A 17483-nucleotide genomic window follows, 5' to 3' on the forward strand; every position below is an offset into this window, starting at 1 on the left:
CACATCAACCTGTAATAAACATAGGAAATTTCAAATGAAAAACACTCAGATCCAAAAAAAATCCCGCTTTACTGCTGAAAACGTTGCAACAGCAGCTTTTGTTGCTGCAGCATTTTTAGCGCCAGCTGTAGGTATGGCAGCCGATGATTTCACCTCAGCTTCTGGTGGTGCATGTAAATTTATTAAAAACATCCATACCGTATTGAACTTGATGTCTGTCGCTGTCGTAACCATCGCCATTATCTTTGCCGGTTATCAAATTGCTTTTGCTCACAAACGCATTTCCGACGTCGCACCTATTTTAATTGGTGGTGTGTTGATTGGTGCAGCTGGTCAAATCGCAAAAATGCTGGTTGGTAATGCAGACTCCTGCTCTGCAGGTACAACTTCAGCAATGATGCAAGTATTGCAATTCTTCGCATAATTATTCATTATGCAAAAAAACATCGTTTTTCGAGGATGTACTCGCCCGGCAACCTTTCTCGGCGTACCCTATATACCTTTCTTTATAGGAGCCGGTTCAGGATTATTAATGGGAATGTACTTCAATTTGTTTTTTTTGCTAACCATCCCATTCATCATTCTGATTATGAGGCAGATGGCCAAGCGAGATGACATGATTTTTCGTTTTTTAGGCTTACGTCTGAAATTCAGGCTTAAAGCCAGAAATCGAGAAGAGTTTCCTGACACATGGTGCTTCTCGCCTAACGAGTACCGCAACAATCCTCCCAAACAATGACAACAAAACGTCCGACAGATACTTTTGTCTGTCGGACAATTCCAACACAAAAAACAAATAAAATGTTTACTCCTGACGCATCAATCAGTCAATTCGTATCCCTCTCCACTCATGTCTCTCCAACCATTGTTAAAACCACTGGTGGAGATTACCTGACAACATGGCATCTATCTGGCCTTCCCTTCGTAGGTCGTGAAGAATGGGAGCTTGAGCACAAGCACAATACATTTAACCGTCTGCTCCAATCCTTGCGTGCACCCGACTACGTAAATGTCGCCTTTTGGGTACATGACATTCGACGTCATCGTAGTATCGATTTACGTCCTGAATTTCAAGAGTCTTTCAACCAAAGCCTCTCTAATCGTTATTTCTCTCGACTCTCCCAAGAAAAGCTCATGAATAACGAGCTTTACTTGACCATGATCTATCGCCCAGTTGTTGATGGCAAAAAATTCGTTGATAAATCGGGTAATATCGATCGTCTGAAGGCCGAGCAGGAACAAGCTATTGGTACACTTAACGAATTAGCAACCAACCTTGAGGCTGTTCTCAAAGACTACCATCCATACCGACTTGGTATGTATGAAGGTAAAAACGGGACTGTATTCTCTGAAACCCTCGAACTTTTCGGTTACATCCTTAACCGCATTAACGAGCCAGTTCCCGTACTACCAGCCCCAGTTTACAACTACTTACCCCTTAGTCGACATCTTTTTTCTGCCAAAACCGGCGACTATATCGTCCGTACTCCTGAGGGTAAAAACCACTATGGTGCCATACTCAACCTTAAAGAATATCCTGATGGTACCTACCCTGGGATACTGAATGGTCTCAAATATTTGGATGTTGAATACGTCATCACCCATAGCTTCAGCCCAATGAGCCGATACGATGCTATGAAAACTCTCGAGCGCACTCGTGGCATGATGATCTCTTCCGGCGACAAATCCTTTACCCAAATTGCAGAACTCGACCATGCAATGGACCAGCTCGCATCTGGCAATTTTGTTCTTGGTGGCTACCATTTTAGCCTTGCTATCTATGCCGACAGCCAAGAGCAACTTTCCCAAAACATTGCCTCTGCCCGAGCCGAACTTTCCAATGCAGGCTTTGTAACGACTAAAGAAGACTTGGCCGTCTGCGCCGCATATTATGCCCAGCTTCCAGGCAACTGGAACTACCGCACCCGCATTGCCAATCTCTCATCGTTAAATTTCTTGGGCCTCTGTCCTCTTCACAACTTTGCCGTTGGTAAACGTGAGGGCAACCCATGGGGGCAATGCGTTACCGTTCTTCAAACAACCAATGGTCAGCCCTACTACTTCAACTTCCATGCAACCCTTGAAGGTGAAGATTCTGAAGGTGAAAAAGCCATTGCCAACACCATGGTTATTGGTAAGTCTGGTACAGGTAAAACAGCTCTTATCAACTTCCTCCTTAGCCAGGTACAAAAATACGATCCCAAACCCACTATCTTCTTCTTCGATAAAGACCGTGGTGCCGAGATCTTTGTCAGAGCTTGCGGCGGTGCTTATATGGCGCTGGAAAGCGGTCAGCCTACCGGCTTCAACCCCTTCCAATGCGAAAATACAGAGGCAAATGTCCAATTCCTCTGTGGCCTTATGAAGCAATTAGGTGGCAAGGCGCACTATTCAGCAGCAGAAGACGACGACATCCTGCGCGCCGTCCGAGCCATGCTTGATACCCCACCAGCGCTGCGCAGTATTTCTAACTTCCAAAAATCGCTGCCCAATACCGGCGACGATTCCCTCTATGCCAATATCCGCAAATGGACTAGAGGAAACAGTCTCGGCTGGGTCTTTGATAACCCTCAGGACAAAATCGACTTCAGTGGTGCCAACATCATCGGCTTCGACTACACCGACGTGATTGAAAACCCACAGGTACGCGATCCAGTCATCGGTTATCTTATCCATCGAATGGAAGAGCTTATCGATGGTCGCCGCTTTATCTACATCATGGATGAATTCTGGAAAATTCTTGATGGCGAAGGCGGCTTGAAAGAGTTTGCCAAAAACAAACAAAAAACCATCCGTAAGCAAAACGGTATGGGTATCTTTGCCACCCAGTCACCAGAAGACGCCCTCAAAAGCGACATTTCCGCCGCTCTGATTGAGCAGACAGCTACCATGATACTGCTGCCAAATCCAAATGCAGATAAAAAAGATTACATCGATGGACTGAAGCTGACCGACTCAGAATTTCAAGTAGTCAAAAGCCTGGATGAGCGCAGCCGCTGCTTCTTGGTCAAACAAGGCCATGCGTCTGCAGTATGTCAACTTAACCTGCGTGGATTTGATGACGAATTGGCTGTTATCTCCGCCAGTACCGACAACATCGACATTATGGACGGCATCATTAAGCAAACAGCCGAACGTTTGGGCGTCGAAATCGATGCAGTAAGACCACAGGATTGGTTACAGACTTTCTACGAAGAGCGTAAGGGTTCCGGTAAGAAAGCTGCTGCGAATGTGATGCGTAATGCGGATTAAGCCAATTTGACTAAAAATGAGACAGGGTTGTCTAAAGACTGTAAGTCTTCAGGCAACCCTAAGACAGGAAATTTAAATATTTTAAAATTAACCGATTTAAAGAAAGATTGAATTGTAATGAAAACTAAAATGAAACGGATAATCGCCTCAGTTTTAGTGGGGGCGACAATGCTTACTTCCATGCCGATAGCTAATTCATATGTATTGCCTGTTATTGATGGGGCCAAAATGATGCAAGATGCTATTAACTGGGCGATGGATGCGGCAGACCGCGCCGTTACGCTATCCAACTGGGTCACTCAGCTGCAAAACTGGCGTACCCAGTTGCAACATTGGGTACGCGGTCAAATGGAACAGATTCCAGAATTGAAAGAGCTACTCGATAAAAAAGAAGAAAACGCAATTAAAAAAATGTTCCAAAACCGTAAGGATCGCTGTAATAGAATTGCTAATCAGACATCAAAAAATTTATGTATTAGTACAGTAACTCTTGAAGAGCGAAAATTTACGCTTCTACGAAAAATGGAAACAGAAATTAACCAAACTTTTTCGCAGATAAATGCCACCTCGATTAAAAAACAAAATTCCAATGCCCAAGGACAAAGTAATACGGCAGCCTCTGCCGAAGCCGAAGTCATCGCAAAATTGCAGCAGTTGGAAATCATATTGAAAAATTACCAATCGGCAATAAAATCTATCGACCAAATGCTTGATCAATACAAATGGGCAAGGGTAAATCTGACCAAAGACCAGCTCTCAGGCTCGAACCACAGCAACCTGACCAAAGCGTCAGCTTCGCTCGTTTTACAAAGTAAGGTAAAAAAATTCCACGATGAAGCAAAAGCAAAAAGAGCCATCAGCACTGGCTATAAACTCCGCTAATTTTAATGTTATTTTTACCCAAACTATTTAACAGGAAAACATCATCATGATGGATCTTCTCCTTTATTCCAGTATTCGTGACTATATCTATGCACGAATAAGCTTCTTTACTGAACATGTATTGTCTAAAAACCTAACGCTTGTTTTTACCATTATCGTTGCCTTATTGACTTTATGGATAATGATCCAAGGTTATCTGATTGCAACCGGCAGAAGTCAGGAAGGCCTAAAAGGCTTTGTGTACGGTCTCGGCAAAACCTATCTCATCGTAGCCGTTGCACTGGGAGTAGCAGCCGGCAGTGATTTTAGCGTACGGGTTCTGACCGATACCCTTTCAGACGGCATTTCCCAAATCATGACCGGCGACAGCGATGTCGGCAGTAAATGTCTGACACAAGACAGTAAATCCATCATAGGCTGCCGAATAGACCAAAACCTGACGGCAACCCAAAGCATGATGGGCATACTTGACGGTATCGATACTGCCGACAGCGAATATCTCGAAGGGAAAGTGACACAGGCAAGATGGTTTGTCGGCGTCGGTACCGCAGGGCCTGCCATCGTAGCAGGTACCATGCTAATCATGTTCCGCATCGCCATGGCTCTCTTTATCGGCTTTGCGCCCATCTTTATTTTATGCCTTCTGTTCAAAAAAACAGCACCCCTGTTTCAAAAATGGCTATACTATGGACTGGCAACCATCTTTTCCAGCGTGATGCTTGGCGTCATGGCTGAAATCTCTATGGATCTAGTAGCCAATATCGCCATTACCGATGCAGTATCCAATATTGCTTCGGCACTGATCGGTGGAAACGTCGGCGGTATTATGCAGACAGTTACCCAACAGCTGGGCTTGGGTCTGATGCTTTCTACCCTATTGATTACCGTACCGCCTATGGCAGGTGCCTGGTTTAATGGTATGATGTCTACATACTCTGGATACAATGCAATGCAGGGTTGGGGAACGGGTCAACCTGCTACTCCGCCGGGGATGAATAATCAACAGCAGCAGGCTAATTATAATACGCAGAATTTCTCCAAAACTTCTGACAGTACTCCACCAACTAATGTCCAACAATCAGTATGGACGACTGGTGGAAATCAGCCTGGAAGCACAACCACCGATGCTATAAAATCTGCAAGTCAGCCTGGAAAAGGACCAAATCAATCATAATAATAGTTCTATGATTGCCATATATTGACTATTGACAAAAAATCTAACAAAAGATTGGATCTAAAATGAAAAAATTGCTCATTATATTATTAGGGCTAGTAAGTCTTAATGTTTATGCAAATGGCTGTGGAGGCGAATATCAACCTGCAACTGGTACCTGCCGTATTATCGATAGCTCTGGTCGGCAAATTATATATAATGTCGGCAGACCTCAGTCTTCCAATAGCGGCTCTACCCAACCCCAAATTATCAACATCGATGTCCCTTCAAAATACGGTGCTTGGGCATTTAATCCTAAAACTGGTATTGCAGGTGGCGCACTTGATATGAATTCTCGTGAGGAAGCAGAAAGAGAAGCCATTAAAACCTGTGAGCGAGGAGGTAGAAATAAACCATGTAAGATAGGTGTTCGTGTACGAAATGGTTGTATTGCCGTTGTTCAAGGTAAATTGGGAAAAAAAGTAAAAACCTTCTATGGAACGGAACGTTTCCCTGGTGATGCCGAGCCATCTGCTTTGAGAAAATGTCACGCATCTGGAAGCTCTCAATGTTCTATCGTTGCCAACGAAGGTTGTTCATTGCCTAAATTTTAATAGACAGAGGCTATCTGAAATTTCAGATATCTACCTTTACTAATTCCATTCAATAACAGAGTAAATTATGAAATTCATTTCAACAATTACTGTCTTGGCGATGGGCTTTTCTTCAGTTGCCTCTATGGCATCCAATCCCCTCAATCCTCCGCAGATGGGTGGTGATGAGCGTTTGGCTTGCGAAGCACTTATGTGCTTGGTCAATCCGGCATCTCAACCATCTGAATGCCAATCTGCTTTAAGAAAATTCCACTCTATCAAGCATAAACATGGACACGATACGATTACCGCACGACGCAATTTCCTAAAAAAATGCCCTGCTCAGGATCGTTCTGGTTTTGATGATTTTATTGATTCAATCATTAAATAATTTTTACTTACAAAAGGCCGTCTGATATTCAGACGGCCTTTTCTCTTATAAAGAGCGGTCAAATCTAAAAGCTTTTTCAAATTGCCCTCAGAATCCAAATATTTGTTTTGCCAAAATTATTTACACTAAAATCTTACAGACTTAATCTCATCTTTGCCTATATAGGTTATGGCTTTTATTTGGACATAAAATACCGCCTGAAACAACTTAGCACCATCTGCAAAGTGAGTCGGACAAATAAAGAATGGTTTGTTTTGTTCTGATTCTTCCCTTTTTACCCCACCCAAACAGACGTCATGCTGAGCGAGCCTGCAATCAGCTTATCGTTGAAAAACGTAATATTGTCTTGCGGTTCGCGTAATGCCATGATGTACAGCAACGGCAAGTAATGATCCGGCGTTGGTACGGAAAGCTTGGCTTTTTCGCCTAGCTGATCATAATGCACCAGAGTTTCATCATCTCGTGTTGCAATTGCCTGATTGACCGTTTCACGAAAAGCAAACGCCCAGTCATACCCTGCACCGATTTGATCAATATGTTCCCAGCTTATTGCCCTCAAATTATGCACAATGTTGCCGCTGCCGATAATCAACACGCCTTGTTCTCGCAAAGCAGCTAACTTTTTCGCCAAGTTGAAATGCCATTCTGCCGATTGCAAACGATTAAGACTCAGTTGCACCACAGGAATATCGGCATCGGGATAGAGATATTTCAACACCGCCCATGCGCCATGATCAAAGCCTCGTGTTGGGTTCAGCTCGACATTTTCCGGCTGTAATAATGACCGTACTTGCTCCGCCAACTCAGGCGAACCAGGCGCAGGATATTGCACTTGACTGAGTTCATCGGGGAAGCCGTAGAAATCGTAAATCATTTCAGGGCGTTTGCCAGACGTAACCTGTAAACGGCTGCTGTACCAATGCGCTGAAATCATCAAAATGGCTTTTGGTTTGGCAAACTTTTGCGTAATTAGGCTAAAATTCTGATTGAACGGGTTTTCTTTATCTAACGCATTCATCGGACTACCATGCCCGACAAACAATACAGGCATTTTTTTCATGATTTACTCCTCGTTATCGGATACAGCAAATTGTACGGATAAATTTTTATTCAAAAAATACCGGTTTATGAACAACATTTTTTACTAATAAGAAATCATGACTGATAGGGGCTTGAGTTTCTGAGAGAATATGTAGGATAAGGATTTATATAAAAGGCCGTCTGAACATTTTATTTCAGACGGCCAAAAATTTCTTTATTTCTGTATTGACAGAAATAAAAGATAAAAATAGAATACCATCACTATGAAACTGAATCCGACCACTGAAAAATTTATCCTCCATTGGGGTGAAATGGGTACCAAATGGGGCGTAAACCGTACCGTTGCGCAAATCCATGCCCTGCTCTACATCTTAGGCAGACCGATGAACGCCGAAGAAATCACCGAAACGCTCGGCGTAGCGCGCTCCAATGTCAGCACCAGTATTAAAGAGCTGCAAAACCTGAGACTGGTTCATACCGTGCATATCTTGGGCGACAGGCGCGATCATTTTGAAACTTCGGATGATGTCTGGACTTTGTTCCGCACCATCGCAGAAGTGCGTATGCAGCGTGAAATCGAACCGACGCGGCAATTTTTGCAAAGCCTGATCGACAGCCCTGAATTTAGTCAGGAAAATGAAACTGCCAAGCAGCGAATCCAACAAACCCATGATTTCATCAGTACGCTGACCGTGTGGGCAAATGAAATGCTGAAGCTTTCTACTTCAACCATGGTGAAAATTCTGAAAATAGGCGCGGGGATACAGAAATTTTTCCGTTGATGGCAATGGACTTGTGAGCAATAAACACAGGCAATATTATTTTAGGATATGGAAACATGCTCATGGCAGCCTTGTATGGGCATGTTTATCTGAAGCTTAATGTTCCTTTGTAGATTTTGAATCACTTGATATGGATTTCCCACCCAAAGAAACAATCCCGAAGCCTATCCAAAATTTTTTACGCTATAATTTCGCTTTTAACAGAAATTATAGAAATTTCAGACTGATTATATTTTTGAACTGAAATGAAATTAGGAAACCAATATGCCTGACAACACTACGCACAATCTCCCCGCCTATCTGCCTTACTCGATGGGGCTGCTATGGCTCTGGAGCGGTACCCAGCCTCTGTTTTTCATGCCTGAAATGTCATTGGATTTGCTGCATTCGGTCGGCATTCCCGATCCGTTGCAATGGCCGACATTAATTGCCGCTTCGCTGCTGGACATCGGTTTTGCCTTTTTATGCTTCAGCTGCTTTCGTGCCCGTTCCGAAATATGGTTGCTGCAATTGATAACCGTCGCGGCATACAGCCTGATTATTGCCTTTAGATTGCCCGAGATGTGGGCGCATCCATTTGCGCCTTTGGTAAAAAATCTGCCGATTATGGCTACTTTATTTTTCCTGTATCAATCCGTAGGAGATAAAAAATGAACACCTATTTAATCGTTAAAACCCTGCACATCATCTCGGCTACCTTAATGGTCGGCACCGGTTTTGGTACAGCATTTTACCTCTTTTGGGCAAACCGCAGCGGTTCGGTTGCCGCGCAGTCGGTCGTCTCGCATTGGGTCATCAAAGCCGATTGGTGGTTTACGACCCCCGCCGTCATTTTCCAACCCTTATCCGGCTTATGGATGCTGTATGAACGCGGCTACACTGTTGCCACTATGCTGGAACAAAATTGGGTATGGATGACGTTTGCCTTATACATCTTTTCAGGCATTTGCTGGCTGCCCGTTGTCTGGCTGCAAATCCGCATGGCCAAGATTGCCGAACAAGCGCATAAAGAAAACGCAGACACCATTCCGGAACCCTACTGGCGTTACGCTAGACGCTGGGAATTGCTCGGCTACCCTGCCTTTTGCGCCACTATTGTGATTTACTTCCTGATGGTGATGAAACCGATTTAAAGGTTTTCAGACAGCCACAGCAACAATATAAAGAAAAACATATGAACATCATCATTTTCGGAGGCAGCGGCTTTATCGGCAGCCGTACCGTTCAAATCCTCAAAGAACAAGGTCACCAAGTTTGTACGCCCGACCGCCGCGCCTTCGATTTTCTTCATCCCAATGAAACAGCCGCACGCCGTTTATTGGAAGGACAAGACGTCCTCATCAACTGCATCGGCATCATGAGCCGTCATGCCGAAATACTAGAAACCGTACACCACCATACGCCCAAACAGCTCGTCGCATGGGCAAAATCAGCAGGCATCAAACACTGGGTGCAACTATCCGCACTGGGTGCCGATCCATCTCAATCCATCAACTTTGTCGGCAGCAAAGGACGTGGCGATAATGCCATTGCTCAAAGCTGCATACCGATTGCCATAGCCAGACCATCCGTCGTTTACGGGCGAGGAGGAACCAGCTGCGAACTGTTCATCAAACTAGCTCGCCTCCCTTTACTTCTCCTACCGGAAGGCGGCCGCTTTCACTTGCAGCCTGTACACCTTGCCGATGTTGCCGAAGGTTTGGCGAAACTTGCCGTCCAAACCGACACCGACCATAGCATCATCAATATGACCGGCAGCCAAACGCTGACTTTGGCGGAATACCTGACCATCCTCCGTCAAACACTGCACCATAAACCGCCACAACGTATCCTACCCATTCCCCTGCGCCTGATTGATCCAGCGCTACCGTTGGCAAACATCCTCAGCAACGGCATCATCAGCCGCGACAGCTTTGCCCTACTCAAGCAAGACTCATGCGCCGACTATTCTAATTTTGCAGCTTTACTAGGCAGGGAACCATTGGCAGCAAAAAACTTTGCCGGTTGCCTATAATTTGTTTAGTTTTAAAATGACAAAACAAAGGCCGTCTGTTTGTTGTTCAGACGGCCTAAAGCTTTTATAAAATACTTCTTTGCAAAACAATTCACACTTTTATCGGCTTATTGCTTCTACCTACCCAACTACAAAGGCTGGGCCAAATCGTTTTCCGTGTTGTAGCTGATAAAATCCTGCTCATGAGGGAAATGGACAACCCGCGCGCGCTGTTGCTGCAGCCAGCCGCGGATGCTGCGCATTCCTGAATAAAGGTATGGCACGGTGCTTTGCAGGATTTGCGGCCGGATAAACATCACGCTGTAATGCGGTCTGGCAGGGGTCTCCACATAAAACGCATTGCACAATGGCGTGCGCCGCGCGATGGTTTCAAATTGGGAAACCAAGTTTTCCGGCAAACGCGGCATATCGCAGGATACGATTAACAGCCAATTGGCAGTGGCAATTTGTAAATCGTTGGCGGCAGTACATAAGGCGGCTAGAGGGCCGTAATGCTGCCATTGGCGCGCATCTGAGAAAACGTGCGCGCTGCGTTGGGCGTAAGATTCAAGGTTGCGATTGGCACTGATGGCGATGTGGCTGACTTGGGGGCGGATTTTTTCGATAACATGATCTATCAAGGCTTTGTTGTGCCATTGCACCAACCCCTTATCGACACCTCCCATCCGGCTTCCCTGCCCGCCGGCCAATATCAGTGCGAAAATTTTCATTTTGGTAGTCCTTTGCGAAGCAGAGTATGGAGTATGGTTCAAGATGTTGTGTTTATTGGATAAGTTTCAAGGTTTCAGGCCGTCTGAAACCTTATTTTTATGATTTAATTCACTTGAGATGAATTTTATCATAACATGATTTTACATTAAACCCCTGTTTTTTCTTATCATAACCATACAATTATTTTAGACAGGTTGTTTATAGACCGAAAGAATGATATTTTTATAAGATTATCGGATTAGTTTCCTGCGTGCTTTATGCGATTATTCTCCGGATCTTCAGACGGCCTGAGCCTGTCTTCGCGTTTAAAACTGCTGACTTTTTTATGGGTCAGTTCGGCTTTTTTGTCGATTGTCTTTACCCTACTGCTTTCTTGGCGTTTGGAAAGCGCGGCCAAAACGATTGAAGATGCGGGCAGTTTGAAAATGCAGGTGTATCGTTTGGCTTATATGGCAAGCGTCCGTACACCCAATGCGCAAATTGACAACCAAATCAAAGAATTTGAGCGTACGCTGGCCAATGTGACGCAAAGCGATGCTATTCATCCGCTGATTCCGTCTCAAATGCCGTTAGCTTACGACTTGATTCAATCGATGCTGTTGATTGATTGGGAATCCAACATCAAGCCGTCTTTGCAACATTACGAGCGTCCGACCCAAATCGGCCTGTATCGTTTTGCCGGCAACATCGAGCTGTTTTTACAGGCGATGGAAAATGCCAACGAGCAAAATACTTTGTGGCTGCGCCGTTTTCAAATGGCAATGATGCTGATGATTGTTGTGGCTGCAGGCTTGATGATTGTTTGGCATTATTCATGGATTATCCGGCCCTTGGAAAAACTGCGCGATGGTGTAGAGACCATCAGTAAAGGGCATTTCGGCGTTCAAATCGAGACAGACCAGATCCGTGAGTTTGCCCAAGTTAGCAAGGGCTTCAACCAAATGAGCCGCCGTCTGCATACGCTTTATACAGACTTGGAAGGACAGGTTGCCAAACAAACCCAAGACTTGGCGCGGCAAAACCGTGATTTGACCCTGCTCTACCAAACCACGCGCAATCTGCACCAAACTTTTACGCCCCAACAGGCGGCAGAAGAATTTCTGGCTCAGATTCTGCCGGCGTTTTCCGCTTTGGGCGGTACGGTATATCTTTCCGATGAAGAACGCAAACGCTCTGACTTGGCGGCAAGCGTCGGTGAAACCGAAGAAGGAAATCGTGTAGAATTTCCGATCGTTTATCAAGACGAACAGCTCGGCGTACTGACCCTATATTTTTCAGACGGCCATATGTCTGATGAGCAAGACAAAAAACTGCTGCATACTTTAAGCGGACAGTTGGGTATTTCCATCGCCAACAACCGCATGGAACAAGAGCGCCGACTGCTTGCTGTCTTGCAGGAGCGTAACTTGATTGCGCAAGGTTTGCATGACAGCATCGCGCAAGCTTTGACCTTTTTGAATTTGCAGGTACAAATGCTGGAAAGCGCGTTTGCCTCAGACCAACGCGAGCAGGCCGAAGAAAATATCGGCTTTATCAAAGACGGCGTGCAGGAATGCTACGAGGACGTACGCGAACTTTTGATGAATTTCCGCACCAAAATCAGTAATAAAGATTTTCCTGAAGCGGTAGAATCGCTGCTGGCGCGTTTTGAACGACAAACCGGTATTCCAGTTGATTTAAAATGGCAGGACGACGGGCAGGCTTTGAATTATGATGAGCATTTGCAGATCATCTTCATCTTGCAGGAAAGCCTGTCCAATATTCGGAAGCACGCGCGTGCGCAACATGTCAGTGTCGAAATTGCCAACCACGGCGATTTTGTCATGACGATTCGTGACGACGGCGCAGGCTTTAATAAAGAACACCTATCAAACCGGCCTTCAGGCGAACATGTCGGCTTGGGCATTATGCAAGAACGCGCCCAACGGATTAACGCAGAATTGGCCATTACATCGCAGATTGGGCAAGGTACAGTTGTTATGCTGACTTTGCCGCAACAAATGAGAACAGCATCATGACGATTAAAATTACCCTTATTGACGACCACACCCTATTTCGCAGCGGTATCAAGGCCTTGCTTTCGCGCCAGCCTGATTTTGAAGTCATCGGCGAAGCTTCAGACGGCCTAGCCGGCGTAAAAATGGTTGAGCAGCTCAAGCCTGATGTGGTCTTGCTAGACTTGGATATGCCGGTTATGAACGGCCGCGAAGCATTGGCTCAAATTTTAAGTATCAATCCGCAGCTGACCGTCATCATGCTGACTGTTTCCGAAGACAGCGATGATTTGACCGAATGTATGCGTATGGGCGCAAAAGGCTTTTTGCTGAAAAACATCAACGCCGACTTCCTATTGGAAAGCATCCGCAAAGCTGTCGATGGCGACAACGTCTTTTCTCCAGAAATGACCAGCCGCTTGGTGCAATCGCTGATTTCTCCATCGCCTTCCCGCTCCGACCATCTGCTGGAGCAACTGACCCCGCGCGAGATGGAAATCTTGGGCTATCTTGCCGCCGGACACAGCAACAAAATCATTGCCCGCCATTTGAATCTGGCAGAGTCAACCGTCAAAGTGCATGTGCAAAACCTGTTGCGCAAGTTAAACCTAAGCAGCCGCGTCCAAGCAGCGGTTTATGCGGTGCAACACAAAGTACCGCAACCGGTATTGTCTTAATCAGGCCGTCTGAAACCTTCTTTTTAAAAGGTTTCAGGAAAAACGTTTATTCGCTATAATCACGCCGATTTATATGCAGGGTTGTCTGATTCTTTCAGACGGCCTTTTTATTTGATTTTTCACTGATTTAAAACAACATGTCCGAAAACATTCCAGAAAATACACCCGAAAATACCGTTCCGGAAGAACACAAACGCAGCATCCGCAGTTTCGTCTTACGCCAAGGCCATATGACCGCGGCCCAACAGCGCGCCATTGATACGATGTGGCCGCAATTTGGTGTGGACTTTCAAGATGCTCCTTTGGATTTGAACCGCGCTTTTGGACGGGACAATCCTAAAGTATTGGAAATCGGTTTCGGTATGGGCGTTGCGACAGTGGAAATCGCCAAACGTTTGCCCGATACCGACTTTTTAGCGATTGATGTTCACGGCCCGGGTGTCGGTAATATTTTGAAGCTGATTGAGGAAGAACACATTTCCAATATCCGTGTGATGCGTCATGATGCGGTGGAAGTAGTGGAAAAGATGCTGGAAGACGGTTCTTTAGACGGCATTCATATTTTCTTCCCTGACCCTTGGCACAAAAAACGCCACAATAAACGCCGCTTGGTACAAGTGCCGTTTGTTGAAAAGCTGCTGCCCAAACTCAAAAGCGGCGGCTATGTCCATATGGCGACCGACTGGGAAGAATACGCCGTGCAAATGCTGGAAGTTTTGAGCAGTTTCGATGCTTTGCAAAACACGGCTGCCGATTATGCCCCTACACCTGATTATCGTCCTGAAACCAAATTTGAAGCCCGAGGCAAACGATTGGGTCATGGCGTTTGGGACTTGGTGTTCCGTAAGAAATAAAGCCAAACATAAAACACAAGGCCGTCTGAAAAATTTCAGACGGCCTTTTATCTTATTGATTAAGCCAAGAAAAGTTTATAAGCCGGATTATCGGTTTCTTCTTTATAAACATAACCCAAGCTCTCTAAAAAGTCGGTAAAGGCTTCATTGTCGCTTTCCGGCACATCGATACCGACCAAAATACGGCCGTAATCCGCACCATGATTGCGATAATGGAACAAGGTAATATTCCATTCGGCGCGCATATGGTTCAAGAAGCGGGACAATGCGCCGGGACGCTCAGGAAATTCAAAGCTGACCAAGCGTTCGCTGGAAACTTTTTCCGTCCGTCCCCCGACCATGTAACGAATATGGATTTTGGCGATTTCGTCATTGGTCAGGTCAACATTCGGCAAGCCTGCGTCAGCCAGTTGTTTGCTGATGACGGCCAAGTCTTGCGCACCGGCAGTTTGCAGGCCGACAAAAATATGAGCATTGTTGTCGTTGCCGTAGCGATAGTTGAACTCGGTAATATTCCGACTACCCAAGACATTGATAAACTTGAGGAAGCTGCCTTTTTCTTCAGGAATGGTAACGGCAAAAATACCTTCGTTGCCCTCGCCCAGTTCACTGCGTTCAGAAACATGGCGCAGGCGGTGGAAGTTCATGTTGGCACCACTAGTGACCGCAACCAAATTTTGACCTTGGATATTGTTTTTCGCAACATAAGTCTTCAGGCCGGCAAGGGCCAATGCACCCGCAGGCTCAGTAATGCTGCGCGTATCGTCAAAAATATCTTTAATCGCGCCGCACAACATATCCGTATTGACCGTAATAATTTCGTCCAACAGCTCTTTACACAAGCGGAAGGTTTCCTCGCCCACCACTTTAACAGCCGTGCCGTCTGAAAACAGGCCAACATCTTTCAAATGTACGATTTCCCCTGCCTCAACCGATTGCTTCATACAGCAAGAATCATCGGTTTGCACGCCAATGACTTTAATTTCAGGGCAAACCTGTTTAATAAATGCCGCCACGCCAGCCGCCAAACCGCCGCCGCCAATCGGCACAAAAATCGCATTGATATTGCGGTGTTGACGGAGGATTTCCATGCCGATGGTTCCCTGACCCGCAATCACATCAGGATCATCAAACGGCGCGATATAGGTCAGTTTTTCCTTTTCTGCCAACTCCATCGCATAATCATAGGCATCGTTGTAAGACACACCTTTCAATACCACTTCACCGCCACGGCTCTTTACTGCATCAATTTTGATTTTCGGCGTAGTTTCCGGCATCACGATGACGGCGCGGCAACCCAAATATTGAGCCGATAAAGCCACACCCTGCGCATGGTTGCCCGCGCTTGCTGCAATCACGCCGCAATCCAAGGCTTCTTTTGGCAGCTTCGCCATTTTGTTGTACGCGCCGCGAATTTTGAACGAAAACACCGGCTGCAAATCTTCACGTTTGAGCAAAACCTGATTGTTCAGACGGCCTGACAGACTACGTGCCAAATCCAAAGGCGTTTCTACGGCCACATCATAAACGGAAGCGGTCAAAATACGGGTTAGATAATCAGAAAGAGGAAGGGAATGGTTCATGGTATTTTAGTGTTCGGAAATAAATTGCAATTTGGTCAAATCGACCGGAGGAAAAAGTTAAAACCATACCCCTGAGGTCGTCTGAAGGCAAGAAAAATCTTAGCAAAGCCTAAATGAGACGGTATAATGTCCGCTTAATATCTATTTAATATGCCAAACTGTTTGCCTCATAACAGTGTCCACTCATATTCAAATCTACAAATAATGATGAAAAAAACGCTACTTAGCTTAATTTTTGCTGCCCTCCTGAATACTCCTGCCCTCGCTGCCGACCCGGTTGCATCCGCACCTGTCGTACAAAGCGAGGCTCAAACGCAGCCACTGCTGCACAGTATCAACAGCCCGACAACGCCGCCGGAAATTGCGGCGACTGCCTATATCGTTACCGACCTGCACAGCAAGCAAACCTTGGCATCCAACAATGCCGACACGCCTATCGAGCCTGCCGCGTTGACGCAAATGATGACCGCCTACCTTGCCTTTAAAGCACTGGAAAACGGTACGCTTGAGGCAGGACAAATGTTGACCGTTTCCAATGCTGCATGGAAAGTCGAAGGTTCGCGCATGTTCCTCGATCCCAAAGTTCCTGTCAGCGTCAGCTCCTTGATTAAGGGTACAACCATCCAATCGGCCAACGATGCCGCCATTACCCTTGCTGAAGCCCTTGGCAACGGCTCTATCGATGAATTCGTCAAACAAATGAACGAAGAAGCCAAACGCTTGGGCATGAAGCACACCCACTTCAACAACCCGACCGGTATTTCTTCTAACGGCCATGTTTCAACCGTTGGCGACCTTGCCATCTTGGCTGCCGCGCTCATCAATGACTATCCGAAATATTATCCTTTATTTGCAAACAAATCTTTCAAATACAATAATATCGAGCAGCCCAACCGCAATCTCCTACTCTATCGCGACAGCAGTATCGACGGTTTGAAAACCGGCTATAGCGAAGGCGCAGGCTACCATCTCGCCGCTTCCAGCAAACGCAACAACCGCCGTATTGTTTCCATTCTTGCCGGTGCCGAATCTACTGAAGCGCGCGCCAGCGAAAGCAGCAAACTGCTCAACTGGTCATTACAGGCATTTGATACGCCTAAACTTTACAACGGCGGAGAAGTGATTTCCCAAGTCAAAGTTTACAAAGGCAGCACCAAAGCGGTAGATATCGGTTTCTTGGACGATGTTTACATTACCATTCCCCACGATACCGGCAAAAACGTCAAACCAATCTTAGAAACGCTTCAGCCCGTCCTCGCCCCGATTGAAAAAGGCCAAGTATTGGGCAAGCTGAAAGTCATGAAAGACGGTAAAATTATTGCCGAAAAAGACGTCGTCGCCCTGACCGGCGTAGAAGAAGGCAGCTGGTTGCGCCGTATGTGGGACGCGATTGTGTTGTGGTTTAAAAGTTTATTCAGTTAATCCTCTTTCTATCAAAACATAAATAAAGGCCGTCTGAAATTTTCAGACGGCCTTTTGTATATCTGTTTTATGGCTTTAATAAAAATTCCTAACAAGAAATTTATCCATTTTAATTTTAGCAGTTTCAGTGATTG

Annotated in this window: 18 protein-coding genes; 15 read left to right on the plus strand and 3 right to left on the minus strand. The window is 45.7% G+C overall.

Annotated elements, in window-relative coordinates; genetic code table 11:
• Positions 1-34 precede the first annotated feature (34 nt).
• From ACTHSQ_RS04080 to ACTHSQ_RS04110, 7 genes are all read left to right on the plus strand, one after another.
• On the plus strand, positions 35-424 hold the full coding sequence (locus ACTHSQ_RS04080) for a TrbC/VirB2 family protein (protein ID WP_003683398.1): 390 nt from the start codon (positions 35-37) through the stop codon (positions 422-424).
• A gap of 9 nt (positions 425-433) precedes the next feature.
• Positions 434-739 carry a type IV secretion system protein VirB3 gene (locus ACTHSQ_RS04085; RefSeq protein WP_036472428.1) on the plus strand — a complete coding sequence of 102 codons (306 nt, stop codon included), beginning with the start codon at positions 434-436 and terminating at the stop codon, positions 737-739.
• 62 nt (positions 740-801) lie between these two features.
• Entirely contained in the window at positions 802-3252 is a 2451-nt protein-coding gene (locus tag ACTHSQ_RS04090) for a VirB4 family type IV secretion/conjugal transfer ATPase (RefSeq protein WP_036472425.1), read from the plus strand.
• Positions 3253-3369: 117 nt separating this feature from the next.
• Positions 3370-4134: a hypothetical protein gene (locus ACTHSQ_RS04095; RefSeq protein WP_440371281.1), complete on the plus strand. Its 765-nt coding sequence runs from the start codon at positions 3370-3372 to the stop codon at positions 4132-4134.
• Positions 4135-4180: 46 nt separating this feature from the next.
• Positions 4181-5308: a type IV secretion system protein gene (locus tag ACTHSQ_RS04100; RefSeq protein WP_440371282.1), complete on the plus strand. Its 1128-nt coding sequence runs from the start codon at positions 4181-4183 to the stop codon at positions 5306-5308.
• A 65-nt stretch (positions 5309-5373) separates the two neighbouring features.
• Positions 5374-5901, plus strand: a complete 528-nt coding sequence (locus ACTHSQ_RS04105; protein WP_083318783.1) for a DUF4189 domain-containing protein — start codon at positions 5374-5376, stop codon at positions 5899-5901.
• Between the two features lie 67 nt (positions 5902-5968).
• Positions 5969-6271: a TrbM/KikA/MpfK family conjugal transfer protein gene (locus ACTHSQ_RS04110; RefSeq protein ID WP_154953609.1), complete on the plus strand. Its 303-nt coding sequence runs from the start codon at positions 5969-5971 to the stop codon at positions 6269-6271.
• 274 nt (positions 6272-6545) lie between these two features.
• Here ACTHSQ_RS04110 and ygiD read toward each other — a convergent pair whose 3' ends face one another.
• A complete protein-coding gene (gene ygiD, locus ACTHSQ_RS04115) occupies positions 6546-7331 on the minus strand; it encodes a 4,5-DOPA dioxygenase extradiol (RefSeq protein WP_003683447.1) in 786 nt (261 codons plus the stop codon).
• Between the two features lie 244 nt (positions 7332-7575).
• On the opposite strand from ygiD, the gene ACTHSQ_RS04120 reads away from it, so the two are divergent.
• The 4 genes from ACTHSQ_RS04120 (at position 7576) to ACTHSQ_RS04135 (ending at position 10108) form a co-directional block, all read left to right on the plus strand.
• Positions 7576-8094, plus strand: coding sequence for a GbsR/MarR family transcriptional regulator (locus ACTHSQ_RS04120; RefSeq protein ID WP_154953610.1), 519 nt, complete (start codon positions 7576-7578; stop codon positions 8092-8094).
• Between the two features lie 264 nt (positions 8095-8358).
• Positions 8359-8748, plus strand: coding sequence for a DoxX-like family protein (locus ACTHSQ_RS04125; protein WP_154953612.1), 390 nt, complete (start codon positions 8359-8361; stop codon positions 8746-8748).
• Positions 8745-9227 (plus strand): DUF2269 family protein, encoded by a 483-nt coding sequence (locus ACTHSQ_RS04130; protein WP_070632959.1) that lies wholly within the window; start codon positions 8745-8747, stop codon positions 9225-9227. Before ACTHSQ_RS04125 ends, ACTHSQ_RS04130 begins: the two co-directional genes overlap by 4 nt.
• A gap of 41 nt (positions 9228-9268) precedes the next feature.
• The gene (locus ACTHSQ_RS04135) at positions 9269-10108 is read left to right on the plus strand and encodes an NAD-dependent epimerase/dehydratase family protein (RefSeq protein WP_440371283.1); all 840 of its coding nucleotides are present in this window, start codon (positions 9269-9271) and stop codon (positions 10106-10108) included.
• Positions 10109-10236: 128 nt separating this feature from the next.
• On the opposite strand, the gene mobA is transcribed toward ACTHSQ_RS04135, so the two are convergent.
• Positions 10237-10818 (minus strand): molybdenum cofactor guanylyltransferase MobA, encoded by a 582-nt coding sequence (gene mobA / locus ACTHSQ_RS04140; RefSeq protein WP_154953616.1) that lies wholly within the window; start codon positions 10816-10818, stop codon positions 10237-10239.
• 258 nt (positions 10819-11076) lie between these two features.
• On the opposite strand from mobA, the gene ACTHSQ_RS04145 reads away from it, so the two are divergent.
• From ACTHSQ_RS04145 to trmB, 3 genes are all read left to right on the plus strand, one after another.
• Positions 11077-12837, plus strand: coding sequence for a histidine kinase (locus ACTHSQ_RS04145; protein ID WP_440371284.1), 1761 nt, complete (start codon positions 11077-11079; stop codon positions 12835-12837).
• Positions 12834-13490 carry a response regulator gene (locus ACTHSQ_RS04150; protein ID WP_049333503.1) on the plus strand — a complete coding sequence of 219 codons (657 nt, stop codon included), beginning with the start codon at positions 12834-12836 and terminating at the stop codon, positions 13488-13490. The genes ACTHSQ_RS04145 and ACTHSQ_RS04150 overlap by 4 nt, the downstream gene beginning before the upstream one ends.
• 137 nt (positions 13491-13627) lie before the next feature.
• Complete coding sequence (gene trmB / locus ACTHSQ_RS04155; protein ID WP_003683649.1) at positions 13628-14344, plus strand: tRNA (guanosine(46)-N7)-methyltransferase TrmB; 717 nt, start codon at positions 13628-13630, stop codon at positions 14342-14344.
• 59 nt (positions 14345-14403) lie between these two features.
• On the opposite strand, the gene ilvA is transcribed toward trmB, so the two are convergent.
• A complete protein-coding gene (ilvA, locus tag ACTHSQ_RS04160; protein WP_440371285.1) occupies positions 14404-15927 on the minus strand; it encodes a threonine ammonia-lyase, biosynthetic in 1524 nt (507 codons plus the stop codon).
• A 204-nt stretch (positions 15928-16131) separates the two neighbouring features.
• Between ilvA and ACTHSQ_RS04165 the strand changes: the two genes are divergently transcribed.
• Positions 16132-17349 (plus strand): D-alanyl-D-alanine carboxypeptidase family protein, encoded by a 1218-nt coding sequence (locus ACTHSQ_RS04165; RefSeq protein ID WP_003683484.1) that lies wholly within the window; start codon positions 16132-16134, stop codon positions 17347-17349.
• Positions 17350-17483: the final 134 nt, after the last annotated feature.

Source organism: Neisseria sp. P0009.S008, from assembly GCF_051958615.1.
Classification (GTDB): domain Bacteria; phylum Pseudomonadota; class Gammaproteobacteria; order Burkholderiales; family Neisseriaceae; genus Neisseria; species Neisseria subflava.

What these genes read in the sequence shown, in the direction of transcription:
- ACTHSQ_RS04080 (WP_003683398.1), top strand. Translation starts at nt 35, where the DNA reads ATGAAAAACACTCAGATCCAAAAAAAATCCCGCTTTACTGCTGAAAAC.
- ACTHSQ_RS04085 (WP_036472428.1), top strand. Translation starts at nt 434, where the DNA reads ATGCAAAAAAACATCGTTTTTCGAGGATGTACTCGCCCGGCAACCTTT.
- ACTHSQ_RS04090 (WP_036472425.1), top strand. Translation starts at nt 802, where the DNA reads ATGTTTACTCCTGACGCATCAATCAGTCAATTCGTATCCCTCTCCACT.
- ACTHSQ_RS04095 (WP_440371281.1), top strand. Translation starts at nt 3,370, where the DNA reads ATGAAAACTAAAATGAAACGGATAATCGCCTCAGTTTTAGTGGGGGCG.
- ACTHSQ_RS04100 (WP_440371282.1), top strand. Translation starts at nt 4,181, where the DNA reads ATGATGGATCTTCTCCTTTATTCCAGTATTCGTGACTATATCTATGCA.
- ACTHSQ_RS04105 (WP_083318783.1), top strand. Translation starts at nt 5,374, where the DNA reads ATGAAAAAATTGCTCATTATATTATTAGGGCTAGTAAGTCTTAATGTT.
- ACTHSQ_RS04110 (WP_154953609.1), top strand. Translation starts at nt 5,969, where the DNA reads ATGAAATTCATTTCAACAATTACTGTCTTGGCGATGGGCTTTTCTTCA.
- ygiD (WP_003683447.1), bottom strand. Translation starts at nt 7,331, where the DNA reads ATGAAAAAAATGCCTGTATTGTTTGTCGGGCATGGTAGTCCGATGAAT.
- ACTHSQ_RS04120 (WP_154953610.1), top strand. Translation starts at nt 7,576, where the DNA reads ATGAAACTGAATCCGACCACTGAAAAATTTATCCTCCATTGGGGTGAA.
- ACTHSQ_RS04125 (WP_154953612.1), top strand. Translation starts at nt 8,359, where the DNA reads ATGCCTGACAACACTACGCACAATCTCCCCGCCTATCTGCCTTACTCG.
- ACTHSQ_RS04130 (WP_070632959.1), top strand. Translation starts at nt 8,745, where the DNA reads ATGAACACCTATTTAATCGTTAAAACCCTGCACATCATCTCGGCTACC.
- ACTHSQ_RS04135 (WP_440371283.1), top strand. Translation starts at nt 9,269, where the DNA reads ATGAACATCATCATTTTCGGAGGCAGCGGCTTTATCGGCAGCCGTACC.
- mobA (WP_154953616.1), bottom strand. Translation starts at nt 10,818, where the DNA reads ATGAAAATTTTCGCACTGATATTGGCCGGCGGGCAGGGAAGCCGGATG.
- ACTHSQ_RS04145 (WP_440371284.1), top strand. Translation starts at nt 11,077, where the DNA reads ATGCGATTATTCTCCGGATCTTCAGACGGCCTGAGCCTGTCTTCGCGT.
- ACTHSQ_RS04150 (WP_049333503.1), top strand. Translation starts at nt 12,834, where the DNA reads ATGACGATTAAAATTACCCTTATTGACGACCACACCCTATTTCGCAGC.
- trmB (WP_003683649.1), top strand. Translation starts at nt 13,628, where the DNA reads ATGTCCGAAAACATTCCAGAAAATACACCCGAAAATACCGTTCCGGAA.
- ilvA (WP_440371285.1), bottom strand. Translation starts at nt 15,927, where the DNA reads ATGAACCATTCCCTTCCTCTTTCTGATTATCTAACCCGTATTTTGACC.
- ACTHSQ_RS04165 (WP_003683484.1), top strand. Translation starts at nt 16,132, where the DNA reads ATGATGAAAAAAACGCTACTTAGCTTAATTTTTGCTGCCCTCCTGAAT.